At 66.0% G+C, this 18,750-nt stretch carries 19 protein-coding genes; 11 read left to right on the top strand and 8 right to left on the bottom strand.

The window, feature by feature from the left end; all coding sequences use genetic code 11:
• Positions 1-146 precede the first annotated feature (146 nt).
• Both ACEN8I_RS23060 and ACEN8I_RS23065 read left to right on the top strand, forming a co-directional pair.
• Positions 147-875, top strand: coding sequence for a glutathione S-transferase (locus ACEN8I_RS23060; RefSeq protein WP_413330975.1), 729 nt, complete (start codon positions 147-149; stop codon positions 873-875).
• 172 nt (positions 876-1,047) lie between these two features.
• The gene (locus tag ACEN8I_RS23065; protein WP_413330976.1) at positions 1,048-2,016 is read left to right on the top strand and encodes a ferritin-like domain-containing protein; all 969 of its coding nucleotides are present in this window, start codon (positions 1,048-1,050) and stop codon (positions 2,014-2,016) included.
• Positions 2,017-2,129: 113 nt separating this feature from the next.
• Here ACEN8I_RS23065 and ACEN8I_RS23070 read toward each other — a convergent pair whose 3' ends face one another.
• The 6 genes from ACEN8I_RS23070 to ACEN8I_RS23095 form a co-directional block, all read right to left on the bottom strand.
• Positions 2,130-2,468 (bottom strand): hypothetical protein, encoded by a 339-nt coding sequence (locus ACEN8I_RS23070; RefSeq protein ID WP_413330977.1) that lies wholly within the window; start codon positions 2,466-2,468, stop codon positions 2,130-2,132.
• The gene (locus ACEN8I_RS23075) at positions 2,465-2,638 is read right to left on the bottom strand and encodes a hypothetical protein (RefSeq protein ID WP_413330978.1); all 174 of its coding nucleotides are present in this window, start codon (positions 2,636-2,638) and stop codon (positions 2,465-2,467) included. The genes ACEN8I_RS23070 and ACEN8I_RS23075 overlap by 4 nt, the downstream gene beginning before the upstream one ends.
• A 101-nt stretch (positions 2,639-2,739) precedes the next feature.
• On the bottom strand, positions 2,740-2,952 hold the full coding sequence (locus tag ACEN8I_RS23080; protein WP_413330979.1) for a hypothetical protein: 213 nt from the start codon (positions 2,950-2,952) through the stop codon (positions 2,740-2,742).
• Positions 2,953-3,046: 94 nt separating this feature from the next.
• Positions 3,047-3,325, bottom strand: a complete 279-nt coding sequence (locus tag ACEN8I_RS23085) for a hypothetical protein (RefSeq protein ID WP_413330980.1) — start codon at positions 3,323-3,325, stop codon at positions 3,047-3,049.
• Positions 3,326-3,472: 147 nt separating this feature from the next.
• Positions 3,473-6,034 carry a DNA ligase D gene (ligD, locus tag ACEN8I_RS23090; protein WP_413330981.1) on the bottom strand — a complete coding sequence of 854 codons (2,562 nt, stop codon included), beginning with the start codon at positions 6,032-6,034 and terminating at the stop codon, positions 3,473-3,475.
• A 26-nt stretch (positions 6,035-6,060) separates the two neighbouring features.
• Positions 6,061-6,987, bottom strand: coding sequence for a Ku protein (locus tag ACEN8I_RS23095; RefSeq protein WP_413330982.1), 927 nt, complete (start codon positions 6,985-6,987; stop codon positions 6,061-6,063).
• A 251-nt stretch (positions 6,988-7,238) separates the two neighbouring features.
• Here ACEN8I_RS23095 and ACEN8I_RS23100 point away from each other — a divergent pair, with 251 nt between their 5' ends.
• The 9 genes from ACEN8I_RS23100 to ACEN8I_RS23140 all read left to right on the top strand — a co-directional run bounded on the left by ACEN8I_RS23100 (position 7,239) and on the right by ACEN8I_RS23140 (position 17,118).
• Complete coding sequence (locus tag ACEN8I_RS23100) at positions 7,239-7,700, top strand: CHRD domain-containing protein (RefSeq protein ID WP_413330983.1); 462 nt, start codon at positions 7,239-7,241, stop codon at positions 7,698-7,700.
• 118 nt (positions 7,701-7,818) lie between these two features.
• Positions 7,819-8,277 (top strand): MarR family winged helix-turn-helix transcriptional regulator, encoded by a 459-nt coding sequence (locus tag ACEN8I_RS23105; protein WP_413330984.1) that lies wholly within the window; start codon positions 7,819-7,821, stop codon positions 8,275-8,277.
• Between the two features lie 21 nt (positions 8,278-8,298).
• Positions 8,299-9,606, top strand: coding sequence for a homogentisate 1,2-dioxygenase (gene hmgA / locus ACEN8I_RS23110; protein WP_413330985.1), 1,308 nt, complete (start codon positions 8,299-8,301; stop codon positions 9,604-9,606).
• Between the two features lie 29 nt (positions 9,607-9,635).
• Positions 9,636-10,910, top strand: a complete 1,275-nt coding sequence (gene fahA / locus ACEN8I_RS23115; RefSeq protein WP_413330986.1) for a fumarylacetoacetase — start codon at positions 9,636-9,638, stop codon at positions 10,908-10,910.
• 68 nt (positions 10,911-10,978) lie between these two features.
• Positions 10,979-12,157 (top strand): cytochrome P450, encoded by a 1,179-nt coding sequence (locus tag ACEN8I_RS23120; protein ID WP_413330987.1) that lies wholly within the window; start codon positions 10,979-10,981, stop codon positions 12,155-12,157.
• A gap of 42 nt (positions 12,158-12,199) precedes the next feature.
• Complete coding sequence (locus ACEN8I_RS23125) at positions 12,200-12,544, top strand: antibiotic biosynthesis monooxygenase family protein (protein WP_413330988.1); 345 nt, start codon at positions 12,200-12,202, stop codon at positions 12,542-12,544.
• A gap of 135 nt (positions 12,545-12,679) precedes the next feature.
• Entirely contained in the window at positions 12,680-15,049 is a 2,370-nt protein-coding gene (locus tag ACEN8I_RS23130) for a YgiQ family radical SAM protein (protein ID WP_413330989.1), read from the top strand.
• Positions 15,050-15,169: 120 nt separating this feature from the next.
• The gene (locus ACEN8I_RS23135; protein WP_413330990.1) at positions 15,170-16,024 is read left to right on the top strand and encodes a hypothetical protein; all 855 of its coding nucleotides are present in this window, start codon (positions 15,170-15,172) and stop codon (positions 16,022-16,024) included.
• A gap of 188 nt (positions 16,025-16,212) precedes the next feature.
• Positions 16,213-17,118 carry a DMT family transporter gene (locus ACEN8I_RS23140; RefSeq protein ID WP_413330991.1) on the top strand — a complete coding sequence of 302 codons (906 nt, stop codon included), beginning with the start codon at positions 16,213-16,215 and terminating at the stop codon, positions 17,116-17,118.
• A gap of 34 nt (positions 17,119-17,152) precedes the next feature.
• Here the strand turns inward: ACEN8I_RS23140 and ACEN8I_RS23145 are convergent, their stop codons facing one another.
• Together ACEN8I_RS23145 and ACEN8I_RS23150 are read right to left on the bottom strand one after the other, a co-directional pair.
• A complete protein-coding gene (locus tag ACEN8I_RS23145) occupies positions 17,153-17,854 on the bottom strand; it encodes a DUF1294 domain-containing protein (protein WP_413330992.1) in 702 nt (233 codons plus the stop codon).
• Between the two features lie 7 nt (positions 17,855-17,861).
• Complete coding sequence (locus ACEN8I_RS23150; protein ID WP_413330993.1) at positions 17,862-18,731, bottom strand: CoA transferase; 870 nt, start codon at positions 18,729-18,731, stop codon at positions 17,862-17,864.
• Positions 18,732-18,750: the final 19 nt, after the last annotated feature.

An 18,750-nucleotide genomic window follows, 5' to 3' on the forward strand; every position in this document is an offset into this window, starting at 1 on the left:
CAGTTTCAACTTAGGCTGGCCCAAAACGGCAGCTTGTCGGATGGGGGCGAAATCTTCGTAGGACAAGGGCACGCCGAGCCTTTTGCCGTGGATTCGAGCCCGGGCTTCACGCAGAATGAAATTTTCCTCCTCAGGAGTTTTCATTCATGCCTTACGAACTTCATTACTGGCCCAGCATCCAGGGGCGCGGCGAATTTGTCCGGCTCGCGCTGGAAGCCGCCGGTGCCGACTATGTGGATGTGGCGCGCGGTTGCGAAGGCGAGGGCCAGGGCATTCCCGCGATGATGCATTTCATCGAGAGCGCCGATGTGCGGCAGCCGCCCTTCGCGCCGCCATTCCTGGTGGACGGCAAGACTGTCGTCGGACAGTCGGCGGCCATCCTGCTCTACCTGGGCCCGCGTCTGGGCCTGGTCGGCAAAAGCGAAACAGCGCGCCTATGGACGCACCAGATCCAGCTCACAATTGCCGACGTTGTGGCCGAGGCGCACGACACCCACCATCCGGTGGGCACGGGCCTTTACTACGAAGACCAGAAGAAGGAAGCGCTCAGGCGCGCCAGGGAATTCAGGACGGCGCGCATCCGCAAATTCCTGGCCTGGTTTGAAGCCGTGCTGACGCGCAACCCGCGCGGCGGCGCGCACCTGGTAGGCGGCAGCCTCAGTTATGCCGACCTCTCGCTGTTCCAGCTGGTGGAGGGATTGCTGTACGCCTTCCCCAAGGCCGCCCGCCGCGCGCTGAAAAACGTGCCGCACGTAATGGCGCTGCACGACCGCGTGGCACGGCACAGGCGCGTGGCCGCCTATCTGGCGAGCGAGCGGCGCATTCCCTTTAACGAGGACGGCATCTTCCGCCGCTACCCGGAACTCGATGCCTGAGTCGCCGGCGTTTTGTGCGCGGCGCTCTCCTACATGCCTGTCTGTGCTTGCCTGACCGCCGGGTCTTGCAGTGCACGCGACCATGGTTGCCAGTGTCCAGCCACATAGCACATACAGGAAGCAGTGGCGCGGATCTCTTTCAAACCTGCGTTCGACACAAAGGAGACCTACCATGGCCAAAGAGCATGATCCCAACCTTGATCCCATCAGCAAAGAGCCCGGCGCGCACCCGGTGGGCACCGGCATAGGCGCGGCCATGGGCGGCATCGCCGGGGGCGCGGCCGCCGGCGCGGTGGCCGGCCCTGCGGGAGCCGTTGTCGGCGGCGTGGCCGGTGCGATCGCCGGCGGCATGGGCGGCAAGGAAGCCGCCGAGGCCCTGGACCCGACGGCCGAAGAGGCATTCTGGCGCGACAGGCACACGCTGGAGCCCTACTATGAAATCGGCCGTCCCTTTGACGACTATGCGCCCGCTTACCGGCTGGGCGTGGAGGGCCGGCGCGATTATCCGGGCTCTTTCGAGGAAACAGAAATGCGCCTGGCGGACCGTTGGGATATCTACAGGGGACGCTCGACCCTGGACTGGCCGAAAGCCCGCCTGGCCAGCCGCGCGGCCTGGAACCGTGCGCACGAGCGGCTCAGCGCCTTTGAAACCAACGCCACCCTGAGCAACGCCGACACCGTCGGCGTGGCGGACGACGAGGAGATCATTGACACGCTCAACGACCTGCTCGAATCCTGCCGCGACGGTGAATACGGTTTCCGGGAATGCGCCGAGCACTCGCGCTCCGAAGACATCAAGGTCCTGCTGCACCGCCATTCCGGTGAATGCCGCGCCGCGGGCTTGGAGCTGCAGACCCTGATACGCCAGCTGGGCGGCAAGCCCGACGAGGGCGGCTCCGTCAGCGGCGCGCTGCACCGCGGCTGGGTTTCGGTGCGCGCGACGCTGAGCGCCTACAGCGACCAGGCCATGCTCAATGAGTGCGAGCGCGGCGAGGACACCGCCGTGGCGCGCTACCGCAAGGCCTTGAAACAAAACCTGCCGCTGGCCATCAGGAGCGTGGTGGAGCGCCAGGCTCAGGGTGCCCAGCGCAACCACGACCAGGTCAAGGCCTTGCGTGATGCGCTGAAGGCCTCGAAATAAGGCGGCGGTTTCAGAAAATTCAGAAAAAGGATTTTTAGCGTTTCTTGTCGACACTCGAGGTTCGGCAAACCGGGGGCGGCGCAGGCTGCCCCTTTTTTTCGCCTGGATGCCGGTTAGTTCTTGAGGCGGCTGGCGCAGTCCACCTGTGCATCGAGTTGCATGCCGCCGCGCGAATAGTCGACGTCGGTGACCTTGCAGCCCGAGTGCTGCTCTATGGCTTGCAGCAGGGCGGCGCGCCCGGCGGGCGTGGTGGAGATCGGGCCGGCAGTGGTTGAGCTGGCTATCCAGGTGCCGGCGGTCAGCGCGCTCACCAGGTAGGGCCGGCCTTCGACGGTGACGCGTTGCGCGGCCGGATTTGCGGCGCCTAGACCGGCACAGCCGGCCAGCACCGCGACACTCAGCAGGGCCCCGCCTGCGATGGACGCGGCACGGTGGAAACGCAAAGCGCTCATGCGGACGCGCGCATGCCGCGCGCCACCAGCGGCGGCGCCGGCAGGGCCTGTGCTGATGTGTTTGCGGCTTTGGGTTCAGGCACTTTGGGAGGGGCCTTGGGTGACTTGGCGTCGGGGCAAGCCGACAAAAGCAGCAAGCCGGCCAGTGTGAAGGGCAAGAGGGGCTTCATGTTGTCTCCAGGCGCATGCTGTTGCGCTGCCTGAAATGATAGGCCGCACGCCCGCGCAAGGCCAGTGCCGCAAGGCAAGTCGCGGCGGCCACCTACACCGCCTACAGGCGGCGGCGCGGATGCGCGCTACCCACGCCCATGCGCTGCAGGGCTTCGCTGAGGCTGCGCGCGGGCTGCGTTGCCGTGCACTGCTGCTGGCTGGGCGATGGCCCGGCTTTGTGGGTGGCGGCATGCTGCCTGGCCCGTTCCGCCGCCAGCCGGCGGCCTTCGGTCTGCAGGTAAAGCGTCAGGTCCATTTCATCGGGCTGGTTCATGGCTGCCTCGCAAGTCCCGTTCTGGGGACGCAAAAAGCGGAGGCGCATGGCCTCCGCTGGCTGTCTTACTGGCTGGATGGCGCGCACGGCGCCATCAGTTGTTGCTGCGGCCCGATTGCCGGTTGCCCGAATCTTCGGGCTGCATGTTCTCATCGCGCTCCGACTGCTTTTGCGGATTGTCCCGGGCGCTGCCGTGCTGGCCCTGCTGCCCAGGCTGGCGTTGGTTGCCCTGGCCCTGGTTCAATTGCGCATCGCTGGACTGGTTGATGTTCTGCCGGTCCTGCTGGCCGGGCTGGTTGCGCTGGCCTTGTTGCTGCTGCTTGTCCTGGGCTTGGGGGTTGTTTCTTTTCTGATCATTCTGCTTGGAAGGCATACCGGTTCTCCTTGAAAAGATGGCTGGGTTGAATGCGAAATGACGGTATGAAACCGCCATGAAGCCAATTTAAAACTGCACCCGCATCCGCCATGTCGGGCCGCGGGCCCTGCGTGTGTAGGAGGCGGATGACAGACGGCTGGACACTCATTTGGCCTGCACCGCCGGCTTGAAACCGAGCTGCTTCATCGCGGCGGTCAGGGTGTTGCGCGAGGCCTCGTAAGCGTCCCAGGGCTGGTTGCCGACGGCCAGGCGGGCGCCCAAAGTCTGCGCCGTCCAGTGCGCGCCGCCGGTCAGCGATTCGAGCTCGTCCCAGGCCACCGGCACCGACACGCCCATGCCGGGCCGCGCGCGCAGCGACCAGGCCGACACGGTGGTTGCGCCGAAGCCGTTGCGCAGGTAGTCCGGAAAAACCTTGCCGACACGGTTTTTGGGGCCGCTCTTGGCGGCAAAGCGCTGGGGAATCACGGCGGCCAGGTGAAGCACCAGCGCGTGCGAGAAGTCCTTGACCGTGTCGAAGTCATATTGCCGCTTGAGCGGCACCACCACATGCAGGCCCTTGCCGCCGCTGGTCTTGAGGAAGCTGGCCAGCTTCAGTTCGTCCAGGAAGGCGTGCACCAGTTGCGCGGCTTCCTGCATTTGCGGCCAGGCCACGCCTTCGCCCGGGTCCAGGTCCAGGGTCATGCGGTCGGGCTTGTGGATGGCGCGCGTGGTGGCGTTCCAGGTGTGGAACTCGATCACATTGACCTGTGTCGCGGACAGCAGGGCTGCGGTGGAGGGAATCTCCAGCAGCGCTTCATGGCCGGGATCGAGGGCGGGGTCCAGCAGCTTGATGCCGGGAATGGAGCCGGCCTCGACGTGCTTCTGGAAAAACAGCTCGCCGCCTATGCCCGAGGGCGCGCGCACCAGCGAGGTCGGGCGCGCCTTGAGGTGCGGCAGCATTAGCGCTGCGACCTGCGCGTAGTGCTCGACCACGTTCTGTTTGGTGAAGCCGGTGCTGCTGTCGATCACGCGGTCGGCGTGGGTGATACGCAAGGACTTCAGCGCGGCCGGAGTGGGTTTTTTCGCGGGATTCACGGCGGCGCCTTTCTTGCCGCGTTGCAGGGCGGCGGGTTTTTCACGGACGATATGGATGGCCGGCTTGTCGCTGCGCAGGCCCTGGAACACCGAGTGGCGGATGTGGCCGCCGTGCGTCCATTCGCCAAAAGCGATCTCGGCCAGCAACTGCGGCTTGACGAACTGACCATTGACGCCGGCCGGCAGCTTCGTGAAGGGGTTGCGCTCTGTGTGGATTTTCTCCAGCCGCGCTTTGAGTTCCTTGAGCACCTTGTCGTTGAAGCCGGTGCCGACGTTGCCGGCGTACTTCAGCGTGCCGTCTTCGTCGTGCACACCCAGCATCAGCGCGCCCAGGCCGGTGCGCGAGCCCTTGGGCGCCGTATAGCCGCCTATCACGAACTCCTGTCGCAGCTGGGTCTTGAGCTTGATCCAGTCCGGCGAGCGGCGCGAGACATAGGCTGAGTCCACGCGCTTGCCGATCACGCCTTCAAGCCCGACCCGTCGCGCCGCCACCAGTAGGTCTTGCGGCAACGCTTCAAGCGTGTCGCTAAAACGAATGCCCTCCTGCGGATGGCGGGTGACCAGCGCGCACAGCAGTTCGCGGCGCCGGGACAGTGGCAGCCGGCGCAGGTCCAGCCCGTCGAAGTAGGGCAGGTCGAACACGTAGTAGACGATGCGGGCCGTGCTCGCGTGGTCAAACGCGTTTTGCAGCGCGCCGAAGTCAGGCAGGCCGCGCTCGTTCATCACCACGATCTCCCCGTCTACCCAGCCCGAGGGAATCTCCAGCGCGGCCACGGCTTCGGCCAGCCTGGCGAGCTTGTGTGTCCAGTCGTTGCCGTTGCGCGTCATGAGGCGGACCGAGTCCCCTTCGATGCGAGCCAGGAGGCGGTAGCCGTCGTATTTGATTTCGTAGGCCCAGCCTTGAGGGTCGGCGGGCGGGGCCGCCACCAGCGTGGCCAGTTGCGGGGCCAGAATTTCGGGCAGCTTCGCCTTGACCGCGCCTTCCGGAATATCGGCAGCGGTTTGCGCGGCGGCTTTCTTCGCCGCAGCCTTGCCCGGCGCCTTGCCGGGTTTTTCCGCGGCGTCGCGGGGCAGGGGGCGGCCCGAGAGCACGCTGTTGGGCAGGGCCTGGAGCACGTCGTACTCTTTTTCCGGGCGGGCGTGCTCATCCTGCTCTTTGATCAGCAGCCAGGGCTCGTGGCTTTCATCGGCGCGGCCGCGCATGCGCACCAGGGTCCAGCCGCCCTTGAGCTTTTCGCCGTGCAGTTCGAACTTGAGCTTGCCGGCCTTGAGGCTTTTTGCCGGGTCGCCATGCGGCGTCCACAGGCCCCGATCCCAGACGATCACGTCGCCGGCGCCGTATTGTCTGGCCGGAATGCTGCCCTCAAAATCCGCGTAGGAAATCGGATGGTCTTCGACACGCACGCCCATGCGCTTGACGGCCGGATCCAGGCTGGGGCCTTTGGGCACGGCCCAGCTTTTGAGCGCGCCCTGCAGCTCCAGGCGGAAGTCGTAATGCAGGTTGCGCGCATCGTGTTTCTGAATTACAAAACGCAGGGACTTGTCCGAGCGCGTGCCGTCTTCCGCAGGCTCGGGCGTGCGCGAAAAATCGCGCTTGGCGCGGTAGCTTTTGAGGGAATCGCGGTCGTCCATGGCCTCGGCTTGGGTGGGCGCGGCGCTCAGGCGGCGCGCCGCCTGGCGGGGGCATGGGCTCGGGTCTTGGCCGCGGGTTTTTTGCGCGCGGGCGTTCTGGCGGCAGCCTTTGTTTTGGCGGCCGGCTTGTCCTTGGACGCGTCGCCACCGCCCTTGCGCAGGCTGCGCTGTAGCAGCTCGGTCAGGTCGATGATCTTGGCGCCGGAGCGGGGTTCGGCCTCACCGGATTCTTCCGGCTGCACCACGCTCTCGAGCTTGCCTTCCTTGGCCTTGCGTTTGACCAGCGCCATGATGTCGTCCTTGAAGGAGTCGGTGAACTGCTCTGGGTCCCATTTGCCGGTCATGTCGTCCACCAGCTGTTTGGCCATGGCCAGTTCCTTGTCGGACAGGCCCGCGGCCTTGGCGCCCATGGGCGGCAGGTTGAGCTCTTCCAGCGAGCGGATGTCGGCGCCCCAGCGCAGCAGGTTCAGCACCAGCGCCGGGCCCGACGGCACGAGCACAGCCAGGTGTTGCTTGGTCTGGATGATGACGCGGGCGATGCCCACGCGCTGCGTCTTCAGCAGCGTGTCGCGCAGCAGGGCATAGACTTTTTGTCCCTTGTTGATGGGCGCGACGTAGTAGGGCCTCTCCAGGTAGACAAAGGGAATCTCGGTGTTGGGCACAAAGCTCTCGATCTCGATGGTCTGGGTGGTCTTCGGGTAGGCCGCGGCGATTTCCTCTTCGGACAGCACCACGTACTGGCCGCCCTCGTACTCGACGCCCTTGACGATGTTTTCCTTGCTGATCTCCTTGCCGGTGCGCTTGTTGATGCGCTTGTAGCCCACCGGGTCCATGCTGCGCTTGTCCAGCCAGTCGAAGTCGATGCCGCTTTCGGAGGTGGCCGAATGCAGCGCGACGGGAATGTGGACCAGGCCGAAGCTGATGGCGCCTTTCCAGAGAACGCGAGATGCCATGGGGTTTTCCTGGTGAAGGTCCTGGTGAAGGTACAGGTAGCCAGTGTGGAAGGCGCGCCCGCGCGCCGGTGTCGGCCTGCCAAGAGTCCTTTCGTAGGACGGCGGCTTTTTTGGGTGTTGCGGGGGCCTGCGAGCGGGCGCGGCCGCTGCGCCGGGATGTCGTCCGGAACCCACCGCCCGCATGGGGTTTGTCCTACGGGCAGGCCGAGGGCAGGCCACGCACAATCGGCTCCTGTTTCAAGGAGCCGACCATGCCGACCCGCCGCACCGCCGTTCGTTTGTCCCTTGCCATCGCTGCCGTTGCCGCGGCCGCCCTCACGGGCTGCAGCATGTTGGACCGCCAGTCCAACCTGGTGGCCATGACCACACAATTGCGCGGGGCCAACGAGGTGCCGGCCAATGCGAGCACCGGCAGTGGGCAGGTTGATGCGGTGTTCGACAAAAACACCAACCTGCTGCGCTGGAAGGTCAGCTACACCGGCCTGACGGGCCCGGCCACGGCGGGGCATTTCCATGGCCCCGCGGCCATAGGCGCGAACGCCGGCGTGGCCCTGCCATGGGCCGGCCCCATGCGCAGCCCCCTGGACGGCAGCGCCACGCTGACCGCCGCCCAGGCCGCCGATCTGCTGGCCGGCCGCTGGTACGCCAACATCCACACCGCCGCCTACCCCGGCGGGGAAGTGCGCGGCCAGATGACCGTGGTGCGCAACTAGGCGCAGGGGTTTGCCGCAGCCTCCGGGCCTTTCGGAGGCTGTCGAATAAATGGTTGCGCGCGCAACCGGATCGGTTTATAGTTGCGGCCGCAACCAATAAATCGAATCGGCGGCCCGCATGATCAAGCTCGACAGAACCCTGACCTACCGCCTGCATCTGCTACACAAGCTGACCGACCAGGAAAGTCAGCGCGCTTATGTGGCCGAGGCCGGGCTCTCCATGAGCGACGGCCGCTGCCTCACGGCGGTCGGCACCTTCGCGCCGCTGTCGGTCAACGACCTTGCGCAAAAAGCCAACCTCAATAAGGGCCAGGCCAGCCGGGCCGCGCAGTCGCTGGTGGAGCAGGGCCTGGTCGTCAAGACCGCCAGCCCGACCGACGGCCGCGGCGTGGTGCTGACCATGACACCCAAGGGCAGGGCCGCCTGGCAGCGCGCCATGCAACTGGTGGGCCGGCGCAACCAGGATATTTTTGGTGTGCTGAGCGCGGCCGAACGCGAGCAGCTCAGCGATTTTTTCGACCGGCTGATCGCCAAGGCCAGGGCCGACGGCGGCGCGGCCGAAGATGCCGAGGAATGAGATGGGAATTTTGGAGAAGCCATGAACACGAAGACCTCTTTGCGCTACCAGTCCGGCTTTGGCAATGAATTCGCCAGCGAAGCCGTCGCCGGCGCCTTGCCCGAGGGCCGCAACAGCCCGCAGCGCGCACCGCACGACCTGTATACCGAGTTGATATCCGGCACAGCCTTCACCGCGCCGCGTGCCGAGAACCGCCGCACCTGGCTGTACCGCCGCCAGCCGTCGGTGGTGGTGGGCGGTTACCAGCCTTACGCCCAGCCGCAGTGGACGACAGGCGCCGCGGGCGGCGTGGCCGTGCCGCCCGATCCCTTGCGCTGGAACCCGTTTCCGATTCCCGCCGAGCCGCTGGATTTTGTCGACGGCCTGCGCACCGTGGCGGCCAACGGCGACGCCGGGGCCCAGGCCGGCATGGCCGCGCACATGTATGTCGCCAACCGTTCCATGGCGCGGCGCGCGCTGGTCAATGCCGACGGCGAAATGCTGCTGGTGCCGCAGCAGGGCCGGCTGGTGCTGACCACCGAGCTCGGCATCCTGGACGTGAAGCCCGGTGAAATCGCCGTGCTGCCGCGCGGCATGGCCTTCAGCGTGGCCTTGCCCGACGGCGCCTCGCGCGGCTACATCTGCGAAAACTACGGCGCGCATTTCCGCCTGCCGGAGCTCGGCCCCATAGGCTCCAACGGCCTGGCCAATGCGCGTGATTTCCTCGCGCCCGTGGCGGCTTTTGATGCTGACGACGAGCCCGGCAAGGGCTATGAAATCATCAAGAAGTTCGGCGGTCGTTTGTGGTCGGCCACGCAGCCGCGCAGCCCCTTCAACGTGGTGGCCTGGCACGGCAACCTGGTGCCCTGCAAATACGACACGGCGCACTTCATGACCATAGGCTCCATCAGCTACGACCATCCGGACCCGTCCATCTTCACCGTGCTGACCTCGCCCTCGGACACGCCGGGCACGGCCAACTGCGACTTCGTGATCTTCCCGCCGCGCTGGCTGGTGGCCGAGGACACCTTCCGCCCGCCCTGGTACCACCGCAACCTCATGAGCGAGTTCATGGGCCTGGTCTACGGTCAGTACGACGCCAAGCCCGAGGGCTTCAAGCCCGGTGGCGCCTCGCTGCACAACTGCATGGTGCCGCACGGCCCCGACGCCGAAGCCTTTGAAAAAGCCAGCGCGGCCGATCTCAAGCCGCACAAGCTGGACAACACCCTGGCCTTTATGTTCGAAAGCCGCTACCGCTTTATCCCCACGGCCTATGCCATGCAAGGCGGGGCGCTCGACGCCGCTTATGCCGGCTGCTGGGCCGGGCTCAAGGACCAGTTCAAGGGCTGATGCCGTCCCTCCATTTTTAAAAGCTCACCATGACCGCCCCTCTGAACGCCACCCATGATCCCCAGCTGCGCAGCTGGGTCGCCTCCGCCAACAAGACAGGCACCGACTTTCCCATCCAGAACCTGCCCTTTGGCACTTACAGCCTCACGCCGCAGGGCGAGCATCGCATAGGCGTGGCCATAGGCGACCAGGTGCTGGACCTGCGCGCAACCGGGCTGACGGACAGTAGCGACATGAATGCGCTGATGGCGCAGAGCCCGCAGGCGATGAGCGCGCTGCGGGCCGCGATCTCGCAAGGCCTGGCTGTGGGCAGCGTGAAGCAGGGCGAGTGGGCGGGCTTGTTGCACCGCCAGGATGCGGTCATGCTGCACCTGCCTTGCCGCATCGGCGACTACACCGATTTCTACACCGGCATTCACCACGCGACCACCGTCGGCAAGCTGTTTCGCCCCGACGCGCCGCTGCTGCCCAATTACAAATGGGTGCCTATCGGCTACCACGGCCGTGCCTCGTCCATAGGCGTGAGCGGCCAGCAATTCCCGAGGCCGCTGGGCCAGACCAAGGGACCCAACGAAGAGCTGCCGCTCTTGCGGCCCAGCCACCGGCTCGACTATGAGCTTGAACTGGGCGTGTTTGTAGGGCAGGGCAATGCCCAGGGCGAGCCTGTGGCCATGGAGCAGGCCGAGGCCCATGCCTTTGGCTTGGTGCTGCTCAATGACTGGTCGGCGCGCGACGTGCAGGCCTGGGAATACCAGCCTCTGGGCCCCTTCCTGTCCAAAAATTTCGCGAGCACGATTTCGCCCTGGATCGTCACCCTGGAGGCGCTCGCGCCGTTTCGCGCGGCCTTCACGCGACCCGAGGGCGATCCGCAGCCGCTGCCTTACCTCGACTCGCCGGGCAATCGCCGGCAGGGCAGCCTGGACGTGCAGCTCGAAGTCTGGCTGCAGACGCAGGCCATGCGCGACGCCGGCCTGGGCCCCGAACGCCTGTCGCAATCCAACTACCGCGACGCCTACTGGACAGTCGCGCAAATGCTCACGCACCACACCGTCAACGGCTGCAACCTGCAGCCTGGCGATTTGCTGGGCACGGGTACGCTGTCGGGTCCGCAGCCCGAGCAGGGCGGGTCACTGCTGGAACTCAGCGCCGGCGGCAAGAAGGCTTTGACGCTGGCCAATGGCGAGACGCGCACCTTCCTGGAGGACGGTGATGCCATCATCCTGCGCGCCTGGTGCGAGCGCGAGGGCTTTCAACGCATAGGCTTTGGCGAATGCCGGGGGCAGGTGCTGCCGGCGCGCGCTTAAGTTCAAGGCGCTGATGCTTCGCTCGTGAGCGAAGCATGAGGCGGGTGTTTGAAGCAAAAATGCTTGCCATGAACCCCGACTCGAATCTCGACAACATCCTCGCGGCGTCCGCCCACCGCAATCCCTATCCTTTTTACGCAGCGCTGGCCGCGGGCCCTGCGCTGGTGTTTGATGCGCCGCGCAAGCTCTGGATCGCGAGCAGCGCGGCCGGTGTCAAGGCGGTCCTGGGCAATCCGGCCTGCCGCGTGCGTCCTGTTTCTGAGCCAGTTCCCTCAGCCATCGTTGGCTCGGCGGCCGGCGAGGTCTTTGGCCACCTGGTGCGCATGAACGAGGGCCTGCGGCACGACGCACCCAAGCTGGCATTGCAACGCTTTCTGGCGGCGGTGGACCTGGATCGCGTGCAGGCCAGAACCGAGGTGCTTGCCTTGCAGGCCGCAGGGGAGGGTGTTTTGCGGAGAGAGGCGTTATCGCGCTGGGCTTTTGAAGTCCCTGTGATGGCGGTGGCAGACCTGCTGGGCTTTGGCGAGGACGAACTGCCGCAGGTCGCGCGCTGGATGGCCGATTTTGTGGCCTGCCTGTCGCCGCTCAGCACACCGGCCCAGCTCGCGGCCGCCGGCAATGCGGCCTCGGCCTTGCTGGGGCGCTTTGCGGAACTGGTGCAGGCCGCCAGCGCCCAGCCCGGCAGCGCCTTGGCACGCCTGCAACAGGAGGCGGCACAGGTCGGCTGGCACGATGCGCGGGCGCTGCTGTGCAATGCGGTGGGCCTGCTGTCGCAAACCTATGAGGCCACGGCCGGCCTGATCGGTAACAGCATCACGGCCCTGGCCACGCAGCCCGGCCTGCTGGACGCCATGGCCCGTGAACCCGGCCAACTGCTGCAAATGGTCCACGAAGTCAGCCGTTATGACCCATCCATCCACAACACGCGCCGTTTTGTGGACCAGCCCACCGAGGTCGCGGGCGTTTCGCTGCAGGCCGGCGATGTGGTGCTGGTGCTGCTGGCCGCCGCGGGCCGCGACCCCGCATGCAACCCCAGGTCTGATGAGTTTTTGCTGGAGCGACCGGACCGTGAAGTCCCCGGCTTTGGCCATGGCGCCCACCAGTGCCCGGGCCAGGCGCTGGCTTGCACTGTCGCTGCGGCAGCGGTCAGGGCATTGCTGGTGTCTGGCCACTTGAAGGACGCCGCGTCATTCAGTTGGCATTACCGCCCCTCCATGAATGCCCGCATTCCGGTTTTCATCGCTTGATGCCACCATCACGGCAACTCATACCGCAACAAGAAGGCTCCCATGATCGCGATCATTTTTGAAGTGCAGCCCGCCCAGGGCCAGAAGCAGACCTACCTCGACATCGCCGCAGCGCTCAGGCCGCAGCTCGAAAAAATCGACGGCTTTATCTCCATCGAGCGTTTTGAAAGCCTGAGCACGCCGGGCAAGCTGCTGTCGCTGTCCTTCTTTCGCGACGAGGCCGCCGTGCTGGAATGGCGCAAGCTGGAAAACCACAGGCAGGCGCAAAGCCGGGGGCGCGGCGGGGTGTTTGAGGACTACCGGCTGCGCGTGGCCCATGTGCTGCGCGATTACGGCCTGAATGAGCGGGATGAAGCACCGGCCGACAGCCGGCAGGTGCATGGCTGATTTGGGGCCGAGGGGGGCAATCGCCCCGATAAACCACACCGGGCAGCCGCGGCGGGCCCTTTGTAGGGCTTAAATGCCGGATAAAGGGGCAAAACCTGGGGTAAACCTTACAATCAAGGGTTACCCAAAGCCCCCATGAACGCCCCCGTCGACGTCTCCTTCTTCACGCGCGCCGCCAAGCCGCTGACCAGCTACCGCAAGTACTGGGCGGCCCGCTTCGGCACGGCCAAGTTTCTGCCCACCAGCCGGGCCGAGATGGACGCGCTCGGCTGGGACAGCTGCGACATCATCATCGTCACGGGCGACGCCTATGTGGACCACCCGAGTTTCGGCATGGCCGTCATAGGCCGCATGCTCGAAGCGCAGGGCTTTCGCGTCGGCATCATCGCCCAGCCAGAGTGGCACAGTGCTGACCCTTTCCGCGTGCTGGGCAAGCCCAACCTGTTTTTCGGCGTGACCGCCGGCAACATGGACTCGATGATCAACCGCTACACGGCGGACCACAAGATACGCAGCGACGATGCCTACACACCCGGTGACGTGGGCGGCAAGCGCCCCGACCGCGCGGCCCTGGTGTATTCGCAGCGTTGCCGCGAGGCCTACAAGGACGTGCCCATCATCCTGGGCGGCATAGAAGGCTCGCTGCGCCGCATCGCGCATTACGACTACTGGTCCGACAAGGTGCGCCGCAGCGTGGTGGTCGACGCGAAATGCGATTTGTTGCTTTACGGCAATGCCGAGCGTGCCATTGTCGAAATCGCCCACCGCCTGGCCGCCCGCGAGCCGGTCGCCAGCATCACCGACGTGCGCGGCACGGCTTTCATACGCCGCAGCGGCGACGAAAGCGCCCAGGGCTGGTTCGAGATCGATTCCACCAGCGTGGACACGCCGGGCCGGGTCGAGGCCCACGTCAACCCTTATTTGATGATTTCCGACCAGGCGCGGGAGCAGGGAGCCAGCTGCGCGCGCGAGGACGAAGCGGCCGAAGTGGCGGTCAAGGCCGAAACGGCCGGCTCCGCGGCCAACCCGGCCATCAAGCCGCTGACCTTTGTGGCCAACCCCAATCTCCCGTCCACCGTGCATACCGCGCAGGGCAAGATCAAGGTCCCGCCGCGCGACCGCTCGGTGATACGCCTGCCTTCCTACGAGCAGGTCAAGAGCGACCCGGTGCTGTATGCCCACGCCAACCGCGTGCTGCACCTGGAAACCAACCCAGGTAATGCCCGCGCGCTGGTGCAGGCTCACGGCGAAGGCGCCACCGCGCGCGACGTCTGGATCACGCCGCCACCCATCCCGCTGACCACGGCCGAGATGGACTATGTGTTCGACCTGCCTTACGCCCGCTCGCCGCATCCGCGTTACGCCGACGAAAACGGCAGCCACGACGGCGCGACCAAGATTCCCGCGTGGGAGATGATCCGCTTTTCGGTCAACATCATGCGCGGCTGCTTCGGTGGCTGCACCTTCTGCTCCATCACCGAGCACGAAGGCCGCATCATCCAGAGCCGTTCCGAGGACTCGGTGATCCGCGAGATCGAGGCAATACGCGACACCGTCAAGGGTTTTACCGGCGCGATTTCCGACCTCGGCGGGCCCACCGCGAATATGTACCGCATAGGCTGCAAGTCGCCCGAGATCGAGGCCGCCTGCCGCAAGCCGTCCTGCGTGTACCCGGGCATCTGCTCCAACCTCAACACCAACCACAATCCGCTGATCAAGATGTACCGCCGCGCGCGGGCCTTGAAGGGTGTGAAGAAAATCCTCATCAGCTCCGGCCTGCGTTACGACCTGGCGGTGCAAAGCCCCGAGTATGTGAAAGAGCTCGTCACCCACCACGTGGGCGGCTACCTGAAGATCGCGCCCGAGCACACAGAGCAGGGCCCGCTCACCAAGATGATGAAGCCCGGCATCGGCAGCTATGACAAGTTCAAGCAGATGTTCGACAAGTACAGCCTCGAAGCCGGCAAGAAGCAGTTCCTGATCCCGTACTTCATCGCGGCCCACCCCGGCACCAGCGACGAAGACATGATGAACCTGGCGATCTGGCTCAAGAAGAACGGCTTCAGGGCTGACCAGGTGCAGACCTTCTACCCCAGCCCCATGGCCACGGCGACGACCATGTACCACACCAACAAAAACCCGCTTCGCAAGATCACGCGCGACAGCGAGACGGTGGACATCGTGCGCGGCGAACGCCGCCGCCGGCTGCACAAGGCCTTTTTGCGCTACCACGACCCCAACAACTGGCCGGTGCTGCGCGAGGCGCTCAAGGCCATGGGCCGGGCCGACCTGATCGGCAACGGCAAGCACCACCTGATCCCGACCTTTCAGCCCCTGACCGACGGCAGCTATACCAGCGCGCGGCGCAAGAATTCGACGGGCACCTCCGCCACCACGACCAAGGCCGCGCCAGTGGTCAAGGGCCGCCTGCTGACACGCCACACCGGCCTGCCGCCGCTGGCGCAGGGCGCGGGCGGCAAGCCTTCCGGCCGCAAGGGCCGTTAAGCGCGCGACCTGCGGGTCGCCTCTTCTGGCAAGATGACCCATAGCCGCGGCGAACAAAGCGATCGCCTCAGCGGCTTTCGGACCGGTATATCTCTGATCGGAACACACTGGGGAGACCCCATGCTCATTGCACGCAGAGCCCTTGTGGCTTTCACCATGGCGGCCGTCACGGCCTGCGCCTGGCTGGCGCCGCTGGACGCACCGGCCATGCGCCAGGTCGATGCCGGCCTCAAGCGCGCGCTGGTCAGCTTTGCCACGGCGCGGCTGCTCAATGCCGTCATCTCCGTGGCCCAGGGCACCGAGGCCTCGGTGCAGCCCTTCGGCGTCGGCGTGACCTTCACGCCCGGGCAGATCCTGGACCCGGTGAACGACCTGGTGGAGCAGTTCTCGCAGCTGATGCTGGCGGCCAGCGTTGCCTTCGGCATCCAGAAGGCGTTGATCAGCATAGGCAGTTACTGGCCGGTGTCGCTGGCCTTGAGCGCCGCGGCGCTGGGCTGGTGGTGGCTGCATCTGCGCAGGTCACAGGCGCCCCCCTGGCTATCCAGGCTGTTGGTGATTTTGCTGATGCTGCGTTTTGCCGTGCCGGTGGTGACGCTGGGCAGCGACTTGCTGTGGCAAAAATTCCTGGCGGCCGATTACGCGGCCAGCCAGCAATTGATAGACAGCGCCACCGGCCAGGCCGGGCAGCTCAATCCCGCAGTTGCCGCCGCACCCGACAAGCGTGGCCTGATCGAGAACATGAAAGACTGGCTGGCCAGGAACGGCGACGTGGGTAAACAGGTTGAAAACCTCAAGCAGGCGGCCGAGCAGGCCACCGAGCACATCATCAAGCTCATCGTAATCTTTGTGCTGCAGACGTTGGTGATCCCCTTGCTGCTGCTGTGGGCCTTATATGCTTTCGTCCGGCAGGTGTTTGAGCGGCCGGCGCGGACCGGCTTGGTTTACGGCGGCGTTTCCGCCTCGTCTTCGTTATGATTCAGGCCATGCACCTCCAGCTTTCTCCCCCTTCCGTCGCTCTGTGATGCACCCGGCTTGATGCCGGGCTGCGCCCTTTGGCCGTGCTTGTTTCGATGGAACAGCGCGCGGCCTTGAGTTGACGCGCCTGCCTGCTTTTTGTTGCGGCGATCCCGCTTGCAGCAGGCGCACGGACGGAGAAAATTTTCATGAAAACCCAAACATCGGCCGCCCTGGCCTGGGGTGGCGTGCTGCTTGCGGGCGTCTTGTGGGGCGTGGGCGCCCTGGTTGCCCAGTCTGTGATGGCCGGGGGCATGGCGCCCTACAGCCTTTCTTTGGCGCGCTTCGCGCTAGGCTTGCCTCTGCTGTGGTGGTGGCACTGGCGGCAGCTGCCGGCTGCGCCGCGCACGGCCCAATGGCGGCATCTTCCTCTGCGCGGCAAGGCCCTGGTCATGGGCACCGGCCTGGCCATGGCGCTCAACGTCACGAGCTGGTTTATCGCCATGAGGCACATAGGCGCGGCCCTGCCCACGGTGATCTCGATCTGCTGCGCGCCCGTCATCGTAGCGCTGCTGTCGTTGCTGCGCGGCTATGAGCGCGCGAGCGGCCGGTTGCTGCTGGCGCTGGGTCTGGCCTTGGCTGGTGTGGGCCTGATCGCCATGCCCGGCGAGGGCTTGAGCCTGCCGGCGCACTACGCGGCCGGCCTGGCCTGGTCGCTGGCCTCGGCCGGGCTGTATTCGCTGGTGGTGCTGGGCAATGCGCGCATGCCCGCGCAGCTGCCGGCCGTCACGGCCTCGGCCTGGAGCATGAGCGCAGCCGCGCTGCTGATGCTGGGCCTGGCTATCGCGCAAGGCATTACCTGGCCGCAGCACACCACCGCCTGGATGCAGGTGGGCTACACCGGGATCTTCACCACCTCGATTGCCTACCTGGCATTTGCCTGGGGTGCGCGGCGCCTGTCGCCGACCGCGACGGTCATCGGTACGCTGGTCGAGCCTCTGGTGGCCGCCGTCGCGGCGGCCTGGCTGTTTGCCGAGCCGCTGAGTGCGCAGCAGGGCGTGGGCGCCTTGCTGCTGGGGGCAGCGATGGTGGTGCTGGCGCGGCGGGCTTCGTGAACCTTGATGATTCAGGCGACCTGATCGCCTGCCACTATCGCCAGGCCAGAAGGGCCGCCCTGAGAGGCGGCCAAAAAAGCCAGGCGCCAAGAAAAAAGCCGTGCGCTAAGACCATCAGCCAGTAGACAAGCTGAAAAGAAGGCTTGCTCGACTTGTGCCGCAGGACCTGCTGCGCCAGCCACGCTCCTGGCCAGCCGCCAGCCAGCGCCAGCAGTTGCAGCGTGCTCTCGGGTGTGCGCCACTGGCCGGTTTGCGCCGCGCGCTTGTCTACCCAGTACATCCAGAACGTCAGGAGGCTGAGCATGAACGACGCCGGCAATACCCACCATGGCAATAGCGATTGCCAGACGGCCCAGAGCAGCAAACCGCCGTAGGCCGTGCCGACGATCAGCAGCGACCCGAAGCCAGGTCCGGGCGCCTGGGCGGCGGTTTTCCGTCTTGGGCGCATACGTCGAACGGCGTCCCTGTTTTCAGGACGGGAGCGGGCAGGGCTTCGCGATGAGGCGCGGTCCTTGGCGGGATCCGGCCCCGCATCCATCGCTTCAACCGCCATTGCGCGCGGACCTTTGCCGCCGACGTGAATTTCTTCAAAGCTGACAATCATGCCTTCTCGCGGTTGCAAGCCGCCACGCAAATCCCTCAGATGAAAAAAGACATCGGCACCTGCCGTCTGGCCGCGAATAAATCCAAACCCGCGGCCTGCGTCCCAGCGTGCAATCGTTCCCTGCTTCCTCATGCGTGCATCACCGTGCCAGCGTGTGCAGCGGAATGTCCTTCTCCACCGCCAGCGCGTCCAGCTCTTTGCGGGTCTTGCCTTTGAGCCAGGCTTCAATCGCCGCATGCGTGGCCGGCGCGAACATGGCCTTCATGCCGGAGGCCTGCACGCCCGCGGCGGTGCACAGGCTGGCCGCGAAATGCGGCTCCAGCGCCGCGAGCGCCACGCGGCCGTCCTTGCAGGCATAGAGGCGGTAACCCGCATGGCCGCCGCCCACGGCCGCGCCGGGCTGCGTGAGTCCCCAGATGCGTGGCAGGGCCAGGTAGCCGGCGGCGGCAGAGAGGGCGACTTCGAGGTACGCGCCCTTGCCCTTGGCGCGCTGGTGCAGCACGGCCTGCAGCACGGCTTCGCTGGCCATCAGCGAGCCGCCCATGTCGGCGTACAGCGTGGCGGGCAGGTCCAGGCCCGTGAGCAAATCGTTTTCGGCCAGGTAAGTGAGGTCATGGCCGGGCTCTTCGGCGCGCTCGCCCAGGCTGCCGACGATGGCGACCTGGCTTAGCCGCGGGTGCTGCTTGTGCAAGGCCTTCCAGGCCAGGCCCAGCTTGGCCAGTGCCGAGGGCCTGAAGGAGGTGAGCAGCACGTCGGTTTTTGCGAGCTCGCGGTGCAGCAAGGCCTGGCCGCGTTCGGTCTTGAGGTCGGCCGTGGCGGTGCGCACGCCGGCGTGCAGCGCGGCATAGGCGGCCGGGTTGTAGAGCTTCATCGGGTCGCCCGAGGGCGGGGGCGGCTCCAGCTTGGCGCAGCGCGCGCCCATCTGCCTGCAGCGCATCAGCGCCGCCGGGCCGGGCAGGTTGAGGGCCAGGCTCAGCACGCGCACGCCTTTGAGCGGCTGCAGGGGGATATGCGAGGAGGGCGGGGAG

Source organism: Polaromonas sp. CT11-55 (assembly GCF_047303325.1).
Classification (GTDB): Bacteria; Pseudomonadota; Gammaproteobacteria; order Burkholderiales; family Burkholderiaceae_C; genus Polaromonas.